Source organism: Daejeonella lutea (assembly GCF_900168015.1).
Taxonomy (GTDB): domain Bacteria; phylum Bacteroidota; class Bacteroidia; order Sphingobacteriales; family Sphingobacteriaceae; genus Daejeonella; species Daejeonella lutea.
In genome coordinates this window covers 440712-454556 of record NZ_FUYR01000002.1, presented here as the reverse complement: position 1 = coordinate 454556, position 13845 = coordinate 440712, and the positions used below count along the sequence as shown (strand labels likewise).

14 protein-coding genes are annotated in these 13845 nt (G+C 40.6%); 13 read left to right on the top strand and 1 reads right to left on the bottom strand.

Annotated features, from left to right (window positions below):
- Positions 1–181 precede the first annotated feature (181 nt).
- The 13 genes from B5X60_RS11045 to B5X60_RS10985 all read left to right on the top strand — a co-directional run bounded on the left by B5X60_RS11045 (position 182) and on the right by B5X60_RS10985 (position 10575).
- On the top strand, positions 182–559 hold the full coding sequence (locus B5X60_RS11045; RefSeq protein WP_079702749.1) for a response regulator: 378 nt from the start codon (positions 182–184) through the stop codon (positions 557–559).
- 49 nt (positions 560–608) lie between these two features.
- Positions 609–1619 carry an NHL repeat-containing protein gene (locus B5X60_RS11040; RefSeq protein WP_079702748.1) on the top strand — a complete coding sequence of 337 codons (1011 nt, stop codon included), beginning with the start codon at positions 609–611 and terminating at the stop codon, positions 1617–1619.
- A gap of 58 nt (positions 1620–1677) precedes the next feature.
- The gene (locus B5X60_RS11035) at positions 1678–2133 is read left to right on the top strand and encodes a cytochrome B (protein WP_079702747.1); all 456 of its coding nucleotides are present in this window, start codon (positions 1678–1680) and stop codon (positions 2131–2133) included.
- Positions 2134–2392: 259 nt separating this feature from the next.
- Entirely contained in the window at positions 2393–3802 is a 1410-nt protein-coding gene (locus tag B5X60_RS11030; protein WP_079702746.1) for an anthranilate synthase component I family protein, read from the top strand.
- Between the two features lie 75 nt (positions 3803–3877).
- Positions 3878–4441, top strand: a complete 564-nt coding sequence (locus B5X60_RS11025; protein WP_079702745.1) for an anthranilate synthase component II — start codon at positions 3878–3880, stop codon at positions 4439–4441.
- Between the two features lie 13 nt (positions 4442–4454).
- On the top strand, positions 4455–5273 hold the full coding sequence (gene trpC / locus B5X60_RS11020; protein WP_079702744.1) for an indole-3-glycerol phosphate synthase TrpC: 819 nt from the start codon (positions 4455–4457) through the stop codon (positions 5271–5273).
- A gap of 101 nt (positions 5274–5374) precedes the next feature.
- Complete coding sequence (gene hflX, locus B5X60_RS11015) at positions 5375–6562, top strand: GTPase HflX (RefSeq protein WP_079702743.1); 1188 nt, start codon at positions 5375–5377, stop codon at positions 6560–6562.
- An 18-nt stretch (positions 6563–6580) separates the two neighbouring features.
- Positions 6581–6955 carry a 30S ribosome-binding factor RbfA gene (gene rbfA, locus B5X60_RS11010; RefSeq protein WP_079702742.1) on the top strand — a complete coding sequence of 125 codons (375 nt, stop codon included), beginning with the start codon at positions 6581–6583 and terminating at the stop codon, positions 6953–6955.
- A gap of 2 nt (positions 6956–6957) precedes the next feature.
- On the top strand, positions 6958–7587 hold the full coding sequence (trhA, locus tag B5X60_RS11005; RefSeq protein ID WP_079702741.1) for a PAQR family membrane homeostasis protein TrhA: 630 nt from the start codon (positions 6958–6960) through the stop codon (positions 7585–7587).
- Positions 7584–8288, top strand: a complete 705-nt coding sequence (locus B5X60_RS11000) for a peptidoglycan DD-metalloendopeptidase family protein (protein WP_079702740.1) — start codon at positions 7584–7586, stop codon at positions 8286–8288. The genes trhA and B5X60_RS11000 overlap by 4 nt, the downstream gene beginning before the upstream one ends.
- 28 nt (positions 8289–8316) lie before the next feature.
- Positions 8317–9006, top strand: a complete 690-nt coding sequence (locus tag B5X60_RS10995; protein WP_079702739.1) for an energy transducer TonB family protein — start codon at positions 8317–8319, stop codon at positions 9004–9006.
- Positions 9007–9310: 304 nt separating this feature from the next.
- Positions 9311–9958 carry a leucyl/phenylalanyl-tRNA--protein transferase gene (aat, locus tag B5X60_RS10990; RefSeq protein WP_079702738.1) on the top strand — a complete coding sequence of 216 codons (648 nt, stop codon included), beginning with the start codon at positions 9311–9313 and terminating at the stop codon, positions 9956–9958.
- Between the two features lie 11 nt (positions 9959–9969).
- Entirely contained in the window at positions 9970–10575 is a 606-nt protein-coding gene (locus B5X60_RS10985; RefSeq protein WP_079702737.1) for a trimeric intracellular cation channel family protein, read from the top strand.
- An 80-nt stretch (positions 10576–10655) separates the two neighbouring features.
- Here B5X60_RS10985 and B5X60_RS10980 read toward each other — a convergent pair whose 3' ends face one another.
- Positions 10656–13553, bottom strand: a complete 2898-nt coding sequence (locus tag B5X60_RS10980) for a DEAD/DEAH box helicase (protein WP_079702736.1) — start codon at positions 13551–13553, stop codon at positions 10656–10658.
- Positions 13554–13845 lie beyond the last annotated feature (292 nt).

Below are 13845 nucleotides of genomic sequence, written 5' to 3'. Positions count from 1 at the left end.
GTTCGACTCCTTCCCCTACAGCAAACCTTATTCAACAGGTTTATAATTGGTTAGTTTAAATAAGCTCCTGCCCATCAGGAGCTTATTTTATTTTTGGCAATTCTGTTATCTTTATCGGTAAGTCTTAAAAAATAAAATAATGGCTTGAATGTTGTATACATGATTTAAAGTAACTTATAAGATGAGACGTGTACTAGTTTGCGATGATGATTTAACGATTTCCGAGGTGGTAGCTATAATCCTTGTGGACAGTAATATGGCTGAAGTCTACACAATTCCCGATTGTGACAACATTATCGAGAAAATAGAAGAGATGAAGCCGGCAATCATATTTATGGATAATAAAATACCAACACATGGTGGTGTTGTAGCTACTCAGACTATCAAAAGTCACCCTGTCCACAAATCTATACCCGTAGTGTACTTTACAGGAAGCCATGATATAGATACCCTTGCTGAAAATGCAGGCGCAGATTATACCTTGGCAAAGCCGTTTAGTATTAGCCAGCTTGAAGAAGTTGTAAACAAAGCCTTCAAATCGGGAGTCAACAGCGATTAGTCGCTTTCAAATTAGGTAATACATTCTTTAGTCTTACCTTTGAGTAAATATGAATCGTCATTTCCTAGCTGCGTTTGTAATTCTGACTGCTGCACTATTTTCGGGCTGCACTAAAGATGATAATGAGCCCTTACTCCAAAGTACGGTATCCAGATTGTACGTTTCTAATGCGGATACTGATGCGTCAGTAATGAGTACCATGGTCTTCGATCCGGCTGACGCTGCGACCCTAGATAGTCCTGATCGCTACGACACAAAATTGCCGGATGGAAATGGTATTTTCTTTGATCCTTATTCGGGAACAGTTTACCAGGTAAGCAGGCAGGCCAAAAACATACGTTCGTTTACGGTAAAACCAGATGGTTCGCTGACACAAAAAGGATCGTTTATCGATGATGCCCTGCCTAGTGCGAGGGAAATTGCTTTTGATCGGGTTCGGAAGACTTTATACATAGCTAGTAACAGCGATAGTTCCTTGTATGTATATGTCGGTATTGACACTATTGCAGGAACAGCCCGGGCAACAAAAAAACTTAAGCTCGATGGCCAGCCTTGGGGAATACATCTGGAAGACGATAATCTGTTTGTGGTCATGGACAAGAACCGGGTTGAAGTACAGTTGTTTGAAAAGGCTTCATCAATGCAGGTTGGTACAATAGTACCTACTAAAAAAATTACTATAGCGGGGGCCACAAGACTGCATGGAATTACATATTCTTCTACCCGTGATGCCTTAATTCTTACTGATATCGGTGAGCCTTCGGCACCAGGTTTTAAGACTGATGGAAAAATATTTATAATTGAAACCGTGCTAGCCAAGTTTGACCCTAAAGGAGCATTAATTACGCCAACGAGGGTTATTTCTGGTTTAGGGACCAGCCTTGGTAATCCTGTTGATGTGGCATGGGATTCAAGAGCAGGGAAAGACATTATTTACGTAGCGGAAAAAGCTAACCAGCAAATCCTCGTTTTTAAGTTCCAGGATAATGGAAATGCCTCGCCTCAACGCATTGCCACACTAACAAGTTTTCCTGAGGCCATTTATCTGGACGCACGGTAAATCCCGCTCTTGTCATTCATACTTTTTTCTTTACTTTGCTTCATAAACAAATAAGAATATGTACAATTTCATATTAGGACTCCATTCAGGACTACGCTATATAGTTCTATTACTTCTGGCCGTAGCGATCATTCTATCAATTACCGCACTGTTTGGGAAAAAGGATTACACGCAAACTAACAGGAAAATCAATTTCTTTGCCATGATTGCTACGCATACACAGTTGTTGGCAGGATTGATTTTATGTTTTGTTAGCCCTTTTGTTCAATACGGAAATATGGGTGATGCTATGAAGGATACCGTAGTTCGATATTGGACCGTGGAACATGCTGTATTAATGTTATTTGCGGTGGCCTTGATAACAATCGGGCATGCAAAGTCAAAACGTGGTGATATTGCGATAAATAAGCACCGCGCAATTGCTCTTTATTATGGCCTGGCTGTGCTGGTTATTGTCGTCGCAATTTATCAGAGCGGTCGCCCATTGTTGGGGATGTCTATTGGTAACTCTTAATGCAAACCGTATATCGGGCTAAGCTTTTTACAGATTTATATCTCAAAAAATTTGCAATGTCGAATTTCTTTATATTTTTGTGACCGATGAACATGACACAAAATACTGGAAATTGGTGGTACCCTCTAACACAGCGGCGCACGGGACAGGTATTTTGAGATAATATTAATCAACCAAAACCTAAACAATATGAACCCGACGCGTAAACCCGTCGGGTTTTTTTATGGCTTGAAGTATCCTCCGGGATTCAAAATCAGATATGAAGAATTATAAATTATACACATCACACAAAAAACTCCTTGCAGATACAACTACGCCTGTGAGCATTTACCTTCGATTAAGGGATGTTTTTCCAAATAGCATACTACTTGAAAGTTCCGATTATCATAGCCGTGAAAATAGCTTAAGTTACGTCTGCTGTGACCCAATTGCAGGAATAACGCTTACTGGTGATAAACTCGAAACATATTTTCCAGATGGCACTCGTGAGCAGTATCCACTTAACGAGGTAGATCTGAAAAAGCAAGTTTCCGAGTTCAGGAATCAGTTTGAATCTACGTCAGCGAATGATTTTAAATTCATATCAAATGGTCTTTTTGGATATTTTGCATATGAGACAATTGAGCACTTTGAGGATATTAAGTTGACTGCAACGCCGGCCGATGGAAGAAACATCCCTTTGATGCAATATCACGTTTACCGGTATATTATTGTGGTTGACCATTTCAAGAACGAATTATACCTGCTTGAGCATCGTACTGACAAAAAGAGCCCCGACAACCTGGAGAAGATTCAATACCTAATACAGAATAAGAATTTTCCTGAATATAAATTCAAGCTGAATGGTGAAGAGAAATCCAATTTTACCGATGAAGAGTTTATCACCACAGTAGAAGGGGTCAAGAAACATATCTTCCGTGGTGACGTATTCCAGATCGTGCCTTCACGTGCATTTTCTAAACCCTTTCTGGGTGACGAATTTAACGTATACAGGGCATTGCGATCTATTAACCCGTCGCCTTATCTCTTTTATTATGATTATGGGGATTTTAAACTTTTTGGTTCTTCACCTGAGGCCCAGCTTACAATAAAGAATAACGAAGCCACGATCTACCCAATAGCAGGCACATTTAAAAGGACGGGTGATGGAGCACTTGATGCTGAATTAGCTGAAAATTTAAAGCAGGATGTTAAAGAAAATGCCGAGCATGTCATGCTTGTGGATCTGGCACGCAACGACCTTAGCCGACATTGCGATAAAGTGGAAGTACGGTCATTTAAGGAAATCCAATATTATTCACACCTAATTCACATGGTATCAAAAGTGACAGGCCAGCTACAAGAAGCAGTCGATCCGTTTGACGTTGTGGGTGATACCTATCCCGCAGGGACACTCAGTGGGGCACCAAAATATATGGCTATGACGCTAATTGACAAGTTTGAAAGGCAAAAGCGTGGTTTTTATAGTGGAGCAATAGGATTTATGGGCTTTAATGGAGATTTTAATCATGCTATCATGATCCGTTCATTTCTCAGCCAGAATAACGTATTACATTACCAGGCAGGAGCAGGTATTGTTGCAGATTCTGACCCGCAAAGTGAATTAAATGAAGTGAACAATAAAATAATGGCCTTACGGAAGGCGCTGGAGATGGCGGAGGAACTTTAAAAAGTTAAGAGTTGACAGTGGACTTTTTAGCACAGCGTTTTGAATTATCACCTAACACCCAATACCCTATAAAAAATGAACATACTAGTAATAGACAATTACGACTCATTTACCTTCAATCTCGTACACCTTTTAAATGAAACAGGAAATGAAGCGACTGTTTGGCGTAATGATAAATTTAAACTTGCTGATGTAAATGCATTTGATAAAATCCTTTTATCTCCAGGGCCGGGGATACCTTCTGAGTCTGGCTTGCTATTGGATGTTATCCGCACATACTCGCCGACCAAAAGTATTCTGGGCATTTGCCTGGGGCTTCAGGCTATTGGAGAAGTTTTTGGCGGAGAGCTGTACAATCTTTCACGACCTGTTCACGGTCGCGCAACGGAAATAAAAGTGCTGGCTTCAGATGAAAAGTTATTTAATAATTGCCCTTCGGAATTTAAGGTCGGAAGGTATCATTCCTGGGCTGTTAAAAACGATAATGTTCCCGCAGAAATAGAAGTTACGGCTGTCGATGTAAACGGAGTGATCATGGCATTGCGCCATCGAACACTTGATGTAAGGGGGGTTCAGTTCCACCCTGAATCTGTTTTGACGGAACATGGAAAACTATTAATATCGAACTGGCTTAGCTGATTGTGAATTGAATATGAGCAATACTGAATCAAACACCGTAAATGGGCAGGCAACAATACTTGACAGAATTGTTGCCAAGAAAAAACAGGAGATAGAAGCTGACAGGCGAAGGACTCCAATTGTAAGATTGGAGGAATCTGACAATTTTTTCAGAGAATGTTATTCTTTTCGTGATTCTATTTTGGATCCGGCTCTAACAGGGATAATTGCTGAATTCAAGCGGCAATCGCCATCGAAGGGCATAATAAATAATAAAGTAAGTGTTAAGGAAGTAACCAATGGCTATGCTTCTGCTGGTGCATCTGCTCTGTCTGTTTTAACAGATCGAAGTTTTTTTGGAGGAAAAAAGGCAGATGTGATAGAAGCCAGGAAAAGAAATAAGATCCCGGTCCTTAGAAAAGAGTTTATGCTGGACGAATACCAGGTGGTTGAAGCAAAGGCGCTGGGTGCGGATGTAATCCTGTTAATTGCCGCGATCCTCAGGCCTGACGAAATTCAGAAACTTGCAAGACTTGCAAAAGGCTTGGGTATGAGCGTTTTGCTTGAAGTGCATAACCGCGAAGAACTCGACAGGAGCCTTTTTCCCGAACTCGACGCGGTGGGAGTAAATAATCGCAATTTGGCTGACTTTAACGTTTCCGTTCAACATTCTTATGATCTGGTTGAGCATATTCCCGCTGAGTTCTTAAAAATCTCCGAAAGCGGTTTAAGTGATCCGACGACTATTACAGAACTCAGATCAGCAGGATTTAACGGATTCCTGATTGGCGAAAATTTTATGAAACAACAAGACCCGGGAAGAGCAATGGCCGAGTTTGTGAAGCAGTTTTAAAACCATCGTTATCAACGATAGACTTGTGGTCGTTGCGCAATGTCTGCCCAGGCTGGTGGTAGTGGCCAAACTCTTATCTTTGACAATTGTTAACTAATTAAATGCCAAGACAGAAATTTTTTGATACAGCGATAAAGCCGGAAAAAGTGGTTTTAGTTGGGATAATAACTCCCGGGGAGACCGAAGAGCAAACGAGAGAATACTTGGATGAGTTAACTTTTTTGGTTGAAACGGCGGGCGGAGAAACACATAAAGCATTTACCCAAAGGATGCAGCGCCCAGACCGTGCTACTTTTGTAGGGACAGGCAAGCTCGAAGAGATCAATGCTTACGTGAAATCCGAAGAAATAGATATTGTCGTGTTTGACGATGAATTATCGCCATCGCAGCTTAGGAATATCGAGAATGAGCTTCAGGTGAAAATTCTGGACCGAAGCAATCTTATTTTGGACATCTTCGCCAAGCGGGCTCAATCATCACAGGCTAAAACTCAGGTTGAGCTTGCTCAATTACAATATTTATTACCACGGCTGACACGTTTATGGACTCACCTTGAGCGGCAGAAAGGGGGTATAGGTATGCGTGGACCCGGAGAGAGCCAAATAGAGACTGACCGTCGTTTAATTTTAAACAAGATCTCTCTGCTAAAAGAAAGACTGCGGGAAATCGATAAACAAAACGAAACCCAACGGAAGAATCGAAACCAGTTGGTACGAGTTTCCCTGGTTGGGTATACAAACGTTGGAAAATCGACCATCATGAACATGATTTCCAAATCGGAAGTTTTTGCTGAGAATAAGCTTTTTGCTACTTTGGACACTACGGTCAGGAAAGTTGTAATAGAGAATCTCCCTTTTCTCCTTTCGGACACCGTAGGTTTCATTAGGAAACTTCCACATCATCTCATAGAGTGCTTTAAATCAACTCTTGATGAGGTTCGCGAAGCTGATATATTGATCCATGTTGTTGATATTTCCCATCCTAACTTTGAAGATCAGATCAATACTGTTAATGAAACGTTAAAGGAAATGGGAGCAATCGATAAGGAAATTATCATGGTATTCAATAAAATTGATGCATATGTACCTGCAGACTTTGATCCGCAGGAAGAGCATCCGCCATTAACCTTGTCAGATTTTAAGAACAGCTGGATGAATAAAAATCGGGCCCCAGCGATATTTATCTCTGCGCTGAATAAGGAAAACGTTGATGAATTTAGATCGCTGTTGTATGAGAAAGTAAAAGCGATACATACTGCCCGTTACCCTTATGATAAACTTTTATACTAATCCCTAGCCGAATTAATTATGGAATCTAAACGTCAACAAAAGTTTGCAGGAGTAATCCAGAAAGACCTGGCTGAGATATTTCAACGTGAAGGATCAAATTTGCTTCCTAATATCATGGTTACTATAACTAAGGTAAGAGTTACCTCAGATCTGGCTATAGCGCGTATTTATCTGAGCTTTTTTAATAGCTCAAATAATTCCCTGGCTCTCAATACAATCAAGGCCCACGCTGGGGAGATCCGTTATAAACTTGGTAGCCGGATAAAAGATCAGGCAAGGATTGTTCCTCAGCTTGAGTTTTTCGTAGATGATACCAGCGAATACGTTGAGCGTATGGATAAGATTTTTGATAAGATTAGCAAGGAGCCTCGTCAGCCGGAGCAGGAAGAATAAAAATGAGGACAATCCGTGAGCCGATCAATTTTTATACACATGTAGTCCCGGCAATACTGGCAATTCCGGGTACAATTTTATTATTGATACGTGCCGATACTCAGGCAGAATTTACCGCTGCATGGATTTATGGAATTTGTACTATTGTACTTTTCGGGATAAGTTCCACCTATCACAGTTATCCTGTCACAGAAAAGGAGATCCGTTTTTGGCAGAAATTTGATCATTGCTGCATTTATCTCATGATCGCCGGATCATATACTCCTACAGCCCTACTGGTATTTGATGGCTATATTCGATGGTCACTTTTTATCATAATATGGACGATCGCCCTTGCAGGATGCCTGCTGAAGATCTTCAATCGTTTAAAAAACACCGTTCTATCATTAACCATTTACATCGCAATGGGTGCGCTAATTGTACCACTTCTCAACGAGATGGCCTTAAAACTTCCGTTCCGGGCTATTGTATGGATGTTGCTTGGTGGTTTGTTTTACGTCGCCGGAACATTTTTCTATTATAAAGACAAACCAATGGGAAAGATTTTGCATAGTCATGAGATCTGGCATCTTTTCGTGGTCGCCGGTGCTCTCTCCCACTATGTATACAACTACTTTTATTTATTCGCATGAGTGCTGAAAAATCAGCCAGGCTGAAACAATATCTTGAAGAAAATGCGGGCCAGATAGCATCCGTTGTTCCGTTTGATATTTCATCAGATAAATTATATCCTTTCGACTTTACTGCATCAAACACAGAATTGGATCCTGCTATACTCGGAGATACAAAAGTATTCTCGCAATGGGTTAGGCAGAAGCTAGAGAAGGAGGACTGCCGGTACGGTGTCGGTGGTTATAACGAGCATCGTACTATATACGCACGAAGTAATTTGTTCGATATGAATGAGGAACCTCGTCGTCTTCATCTGGGCATAGATATATGGGGGCCTGAAGGCACACCGGTGTTTTCACCTTTGGCAGGAAAGATTCACAGCTTTCGTTTTAATGATAATTTTGGAGATTACGGTGCAACGATAATTCTTGAACACCAGGTCGGAAATCTGAAGTTCCACACCCTTTTTGGTCACCTTGATCTTGCGAGTATTAAAGATCTCGAAAAAGGATCAGCAGTTATCCGGGGAGATAAAATTGCTGTATTTGGGGGTGAATCAGAAAATGGTCACTGGCCTCCCCATCTTCATTTCCAACTAATATTCGATCTTGATGGTTTTGAAGGCGATTATCCTGGAGTGTGCCGTTATTCCGAACGTGAGGTTTATCTTCACAACTGCCCTGACCCTGATATCATATTAAAGCATACGTTTGGATATTAGTTTCCTTTATTTTTCGTTAGATTAGAATATGTACCTGAACTTAATCCTCAGTTTCCTTTGCGGCTTCTTTCCGCTTGTTAATATCATATCGGATTTCAAATCAACGGATACGCAGCCAGTTTTTAAGGGTGGCCAGAAAAGCCTTGTCAGCTTTATCGACAACAATTTAATTTATCCGGAATTCTCGAAGGATAATTGTCTTCAGGGAACTATTCAGGTAAGCTTTAAGCTGAATAAACAGGGAAAGATTTTTGATTCTAAAATTCAAAAAGGTTTCGGCGTCGACCTGGATATCGAAGCCCTCAGGATTGTTCGCCTCACATCTGGAAAATGGATTATGCCTGCTGATCACGATACGCTGGTGTCATTGGTTTTGCCCGTAAATTTTACCCTTCGTGATTTCAAGTGCGAGCAACGTTCAAAAGATGAAATCAACGCAGCAATCAACACCTATCACGCAAGGCTTGGACTAAATAGCGCCATTTATAACTTTTACGATAAAAAAGCGCAAGGCTCATATGATCAAGCTGATGAGGCCAGAATAATAGGGCTGAAAGCACAGTTGGGCTACGACGATAAGTATGTAGAAAGGCTTTTGAAACAGGCGCAGCGAAAATTAAAACAAGGGGACAAAGAGGGAGCGTGTGAAGACGCACAGACTGTTCGTCGCCTGGGGAGCGGTATTAGCGAATCAATGATTCTGCAGAACTGCAAATAGCGGATGACTAGCGCATTTCGAAATTCAAGGGATAATAAAGTGCTGTTAGTATTTAGTGGACTTGTGTCGTTTTTTTGGCTTTTAAGCCAGACCGTAAATGTTTACTATTTCGCCTTTACAGGAGCGATTTTTGAGATACTAGCTTTACCAATGGTAGTTCTTCTTTTCGGGTTACCAATATATTCAGGTTTTGCATTTTCGAAAGATCATTTTCATCGCAGATCAATAGCACTTTATTCTGCTTTGCTGTTGATTTCAACCTTATTTTTATTGATATCTCGAGAATAAAACTTGCCCTCGTATAATGTTTTATCAATTATCTGAAACGGAGATCTGGTTTCCCAAACCTGAACTTGCTGAATCCGACGGATTACTCGCTGTGGGAGGTGATCTCTCCCCAGAACGACTGGTACTGGCTTATCATCAGGGGATATTCCCATGGTATTCTGAAGAAACCCCGATCCTTTGGTATTCGCCTCATGAACGTTTTGTACTATTTCCTGATAAGTTAAAGGTTTCCTCATCAATGAGTAAGGTGATGAAAAGCATTAAATTTAACATAACGTATGATGAATCATTTGATGATGTAATTGAAGCCTGTGCAAGCGTAAGGCGTCAGGGTGAGAAAGGAACCTGGATTACATCAGAAATGAAAACTGCATACAATAGTTTACACAAATTAGGCTACGCTCATTCTGTTGAAGTTTGGGAGAATGACACACTTGTAGGCGGTTTGTATGGGGTGGTCATAAATCATGTCTTTTGCGGGGAAAGTATGTTTAGTAAAGTTAGCAATGCTTCTAAAGCTGCACTAATTTGGCTGTGTCGTCATAAAGATTTTATGATGATCGATTGCCAGGTGCACACAGATCATCTCGAAAGTCTTGGTGCTGAACTCATCAGCCGGCAGAAGTATCATACATATTTGAATAAAATTTCTAAATTACCTTAAAGAACATCTAAGTGCAGTTACCTTATTATATAGATCTTTTAGGAACATTGGTTTTTGCGGTGTCAGGTGCCCTGGCAGCGTCAGATAAAAATATGTATAAGGATATTTTTGGGGTTACGTTCACAAGTTTTGTCACAGCAGTTGGTGGGGGTACACTGAGAGACATGATCCTGGGAGTGCGACCAACCTGGGTTGTTGATGGTAATTACCTGATCGCAATTACTATCGGCGTAGTATTCGCCATCACATTCAAATATTATATCATCAAGTATCGTCGGACATTTTTTTTGTTCGACACAATTGGGATTGCTCTTTATACCGTGGTTGGGGTGCAGAAATCACTTGAGCACGGTGTTGCACCCCTTGCCGCGATAATTATGGGTATGTTTTCTGCTGTAATGGGTGGAGTTATCCGGGATACGCTGATCAATGAAATACCTCTGATCTTTAAGAAAGAAATTTATGCAACCGCCTGTTTATCGGGGGCGGCAATATTTGTTGGGCTGAAGCTTTTGGGGGTCGACGATAATATTAACTCATTCGTGAGTGTTTTTGTAATAATCCTTATACGCGTGATATCCGTTAAATATCAATTGACACTGCCGAAGTCGAGGTAGTCAGGATGGAAATCAGTAAACAATAATCAGTTTTACTGGTGCACGTTTACCCGCGGGCCCTGACTGCTGATTCTCATATACTAGCTAAGGATATCTGCAATATCTTTCGGTGTAAGCGATTTAACAAAACTCTCCTCCGTGGTTATAAGGGATTCGGCAACTTTTCGCTTCCGGTTCTGCAGTGCAAGTATTTTTTCTTCGACGGTATCTTTTGTGATGAATTTATAGATGAAGACATTTTTGTTCTGTCCTATTCGGTGGGTTCTGTCAATAGCCTGTTGCTCAACTGCAGGGTTCCACCACGGATCGAGTATGAATACGTAATCCGCCTCAGTTAAATTCAATCCAACGCCGCCTGCTTTTATAGAGATCAGGAAGAGTTTTATATCCTTATTTGCCTGAAATTCTCTGACAACCTCACCCCTTTTTGATGTCGCACCATCCAAATACGCAAACGGAATATTCTGATCCTGGAAATATCTTCTGTAGATGTCAAGCTGTTTAACAAATTGCGAGAACACCAGAACTTTATGGCCGCGCGATAATACGTTTTGAAGTGTGTGGATTACATTCTCGAATTTGCCCGAATCACCTTCATACCCTTCATCGATCATAAGCGGGTGGTTCGCGATCTGCCTTAACTTGGTGAGACCCTGCAAAACCTGGATTTGTGATCTTTTGAATGAACCATCGTCCAGATTTGCAATCAGGGCATTCCTGTATTCAGATTTTATCTTCTCATAATATTCCTTTTGATCTTCACTCATCTGGCAGTAGAAGAGGTTTTCTGTCTTGGCTGGGAGCTCAGTTGCCACCTGTGCTTTTGTGCGTCTCAAAACAAAAGGCTTGATCAGGGCCTGCAGCTTTGCTGCTTTCTCTTCATCCTTTTTCTTCTCGATCGGTACCACAAAATCAGTGTAGAAAAAGTGCTGGTTGCCCAGCAAGCCGGGGTTAATGAATGACATCTGTGTCCAAAGATCGTTAACCGTGTTTTCAACAGGCGTGCCGCTCAGGATGAGCTTGTGTTTTGATTTAAGAGCCTTTACAGCTTTGAACGATTTAGAGGCTGGATTCTTTATGTTTTGACTTTCGTCCAGAATTATATAGTTAAAATATAATGTTTTCAAAAGTTCAACATCAACACGTGTTATCCCATAAGTAGTAATAACAACATCGTAGTTTGAAAACAACTCTACTTCTTTGTTGCGAAAACTTCCCGTATGGGGATGAATTTTCAACTTAGGCGCAAATTTCTTCGCCTCATTCAGCCAATTATAAACAAGTGAGGTAGGCATGATAATCAACGAAGTAGTGTGGACTCCTTCTTCCTGATTCTCTTCTTTTATCTTTTGTAGCAATGCGAGGGTTTGAACCGTTTTACCCAGACCCATGTCGTCAGCAAGGCAACCTCCAAAGTTATATTTGCGTAAAAAATGAAACCAGTTATAACCTGCTTTTTGGTAGGGTCGCAAAACACCGTTGAAAAATTTCGGAATGTCGGAATCTTCAATTTCCTCGAATTCTGTAAGCTTTTGCAGCTTCCTGTCCATGCTGACTGAAGCGAGTTCGCTATTCGCAAAGTCGTTCACCAATCCAACATGGTGTTTTTTCAGTTTAAGATTCTTGCTGCCTTCAGTGAATTGAAGAAGATTACTGTATTGAGCAAACCAATGCTCCGGAATTACGGCTATTTCACCAGAGGGGAGCTTAAATTCTCTGATTTTGTTTAATATATGATTCTTGAGATCGATGAACGGAATTTGATAGGGCCCAAAATGAACAACCGCATGGATATCAAACCAATCGTTATTCTCTCTGATTTCAAGGTCAATTTTACTTTTTCCAATTACAAAGCGTTTTCCGCCGTCGGTTTGCTCAAATGTAAAGCCTTTCGTTTCAAGCTCATCGTGATGTTCATTTAACCAGTTGATGATGCTGAATGGGGAATCTTCTTCTATGCTTCCCTGTTCTGTCGTGAATACGCTCAGGAACAAGGATCCGGTCGACTTTAGTCCAAGCTCCTGAAGAATATTGAGCTTGTTCTTTTCCCAGCTCAACGAACGTTTTATCCGATGAAAAATATAGTCGTTATCTTTTTTTTCAGTCCTTACGGATATACGTCTGTCACTACCAGCAGGAAAGATATAATCCCCATATCTAAAATAGAGTTGTAGTTGCGGTCTTTCACTGTCAGCATATAATAATTTAAGAACCGGTGTGGCATCGAATTTCTCAGTCCGTATCTCAAAACCCTCAGCATATACAGCGTGTTTTTCAATGAGGGGTGCAACAAACTTTTCAAAATATGTTTTCTCTGAGGACTTCGGAATGGAGATAAATCGTTTGTTCAAAAATGGTTGTAGTTTCTTTCCTTCAACTTCTTCTTCAAAATAATACAGAACATCGTCAAGTAATAGCCAGGCTGGTTGATTGCAAATTATTTGAGCATCCTTGAACATGAATTCGATACGCATACCCTGAAATTTTATGGTCGGGAAATATCGGGTTTCAGTCATTCCACGTCGAAAATGGAACAGTACGGATGCCGGCTCTGCAGCAATACTTATTTTGCGTTCTACTGGCCAGCCTTCTTTACTCATTAAGTAAAGTTCTTTGTCAATGAGAAGTTTAAATGCGTCGACAAGCCTCTTCTCGATCTTGGGCCTTATCGCTTCATAAATTTTATCGTTAAAAATGGTACTAAAATACTCGAGTGGCCGGATTGCTTTTTTATGGAAACGTTTGATGATATGTCCCTGTTCCGTTTCTTCGAGCAGCCTTATCAGCTTATGATCGGTATCTTGGAGTATTGAATCGAACTCGCTTGCTGTAGTACTAAAAATTCGCTGATATGTGAGAGAGAAACCACCGTCCGGATTTAATTGCACTATATGCGGCTCAATCAGAAATCCGAGGAAGTCATGCCTACATATGGAGTATACAATTTTACAAGGTTTAGTGCTGTCAACTCTTAACATAGGTATTCGGACAAATTTTAAGCAAGTTGAGCATTAAAAAATTCTAAATCTAAAGAGAATTTTGACCTTTTTCAAGTGAGTGATCCATAAATCTCCCATAATTGATTGAAAAGTTCGAATGTTACAGAAATGTGACGAATAATGTTCGAGCAATAGAAATTAATTAGTCGTTCTTGAGAATTCAGGCACTATTCGAATTTTACACACGCTTAAATTGCAGTCAAATCAAAATAAAATCTCAACATACACACCGGCATTAATTAATATCAATCGAATGAATGTGTAATGATTT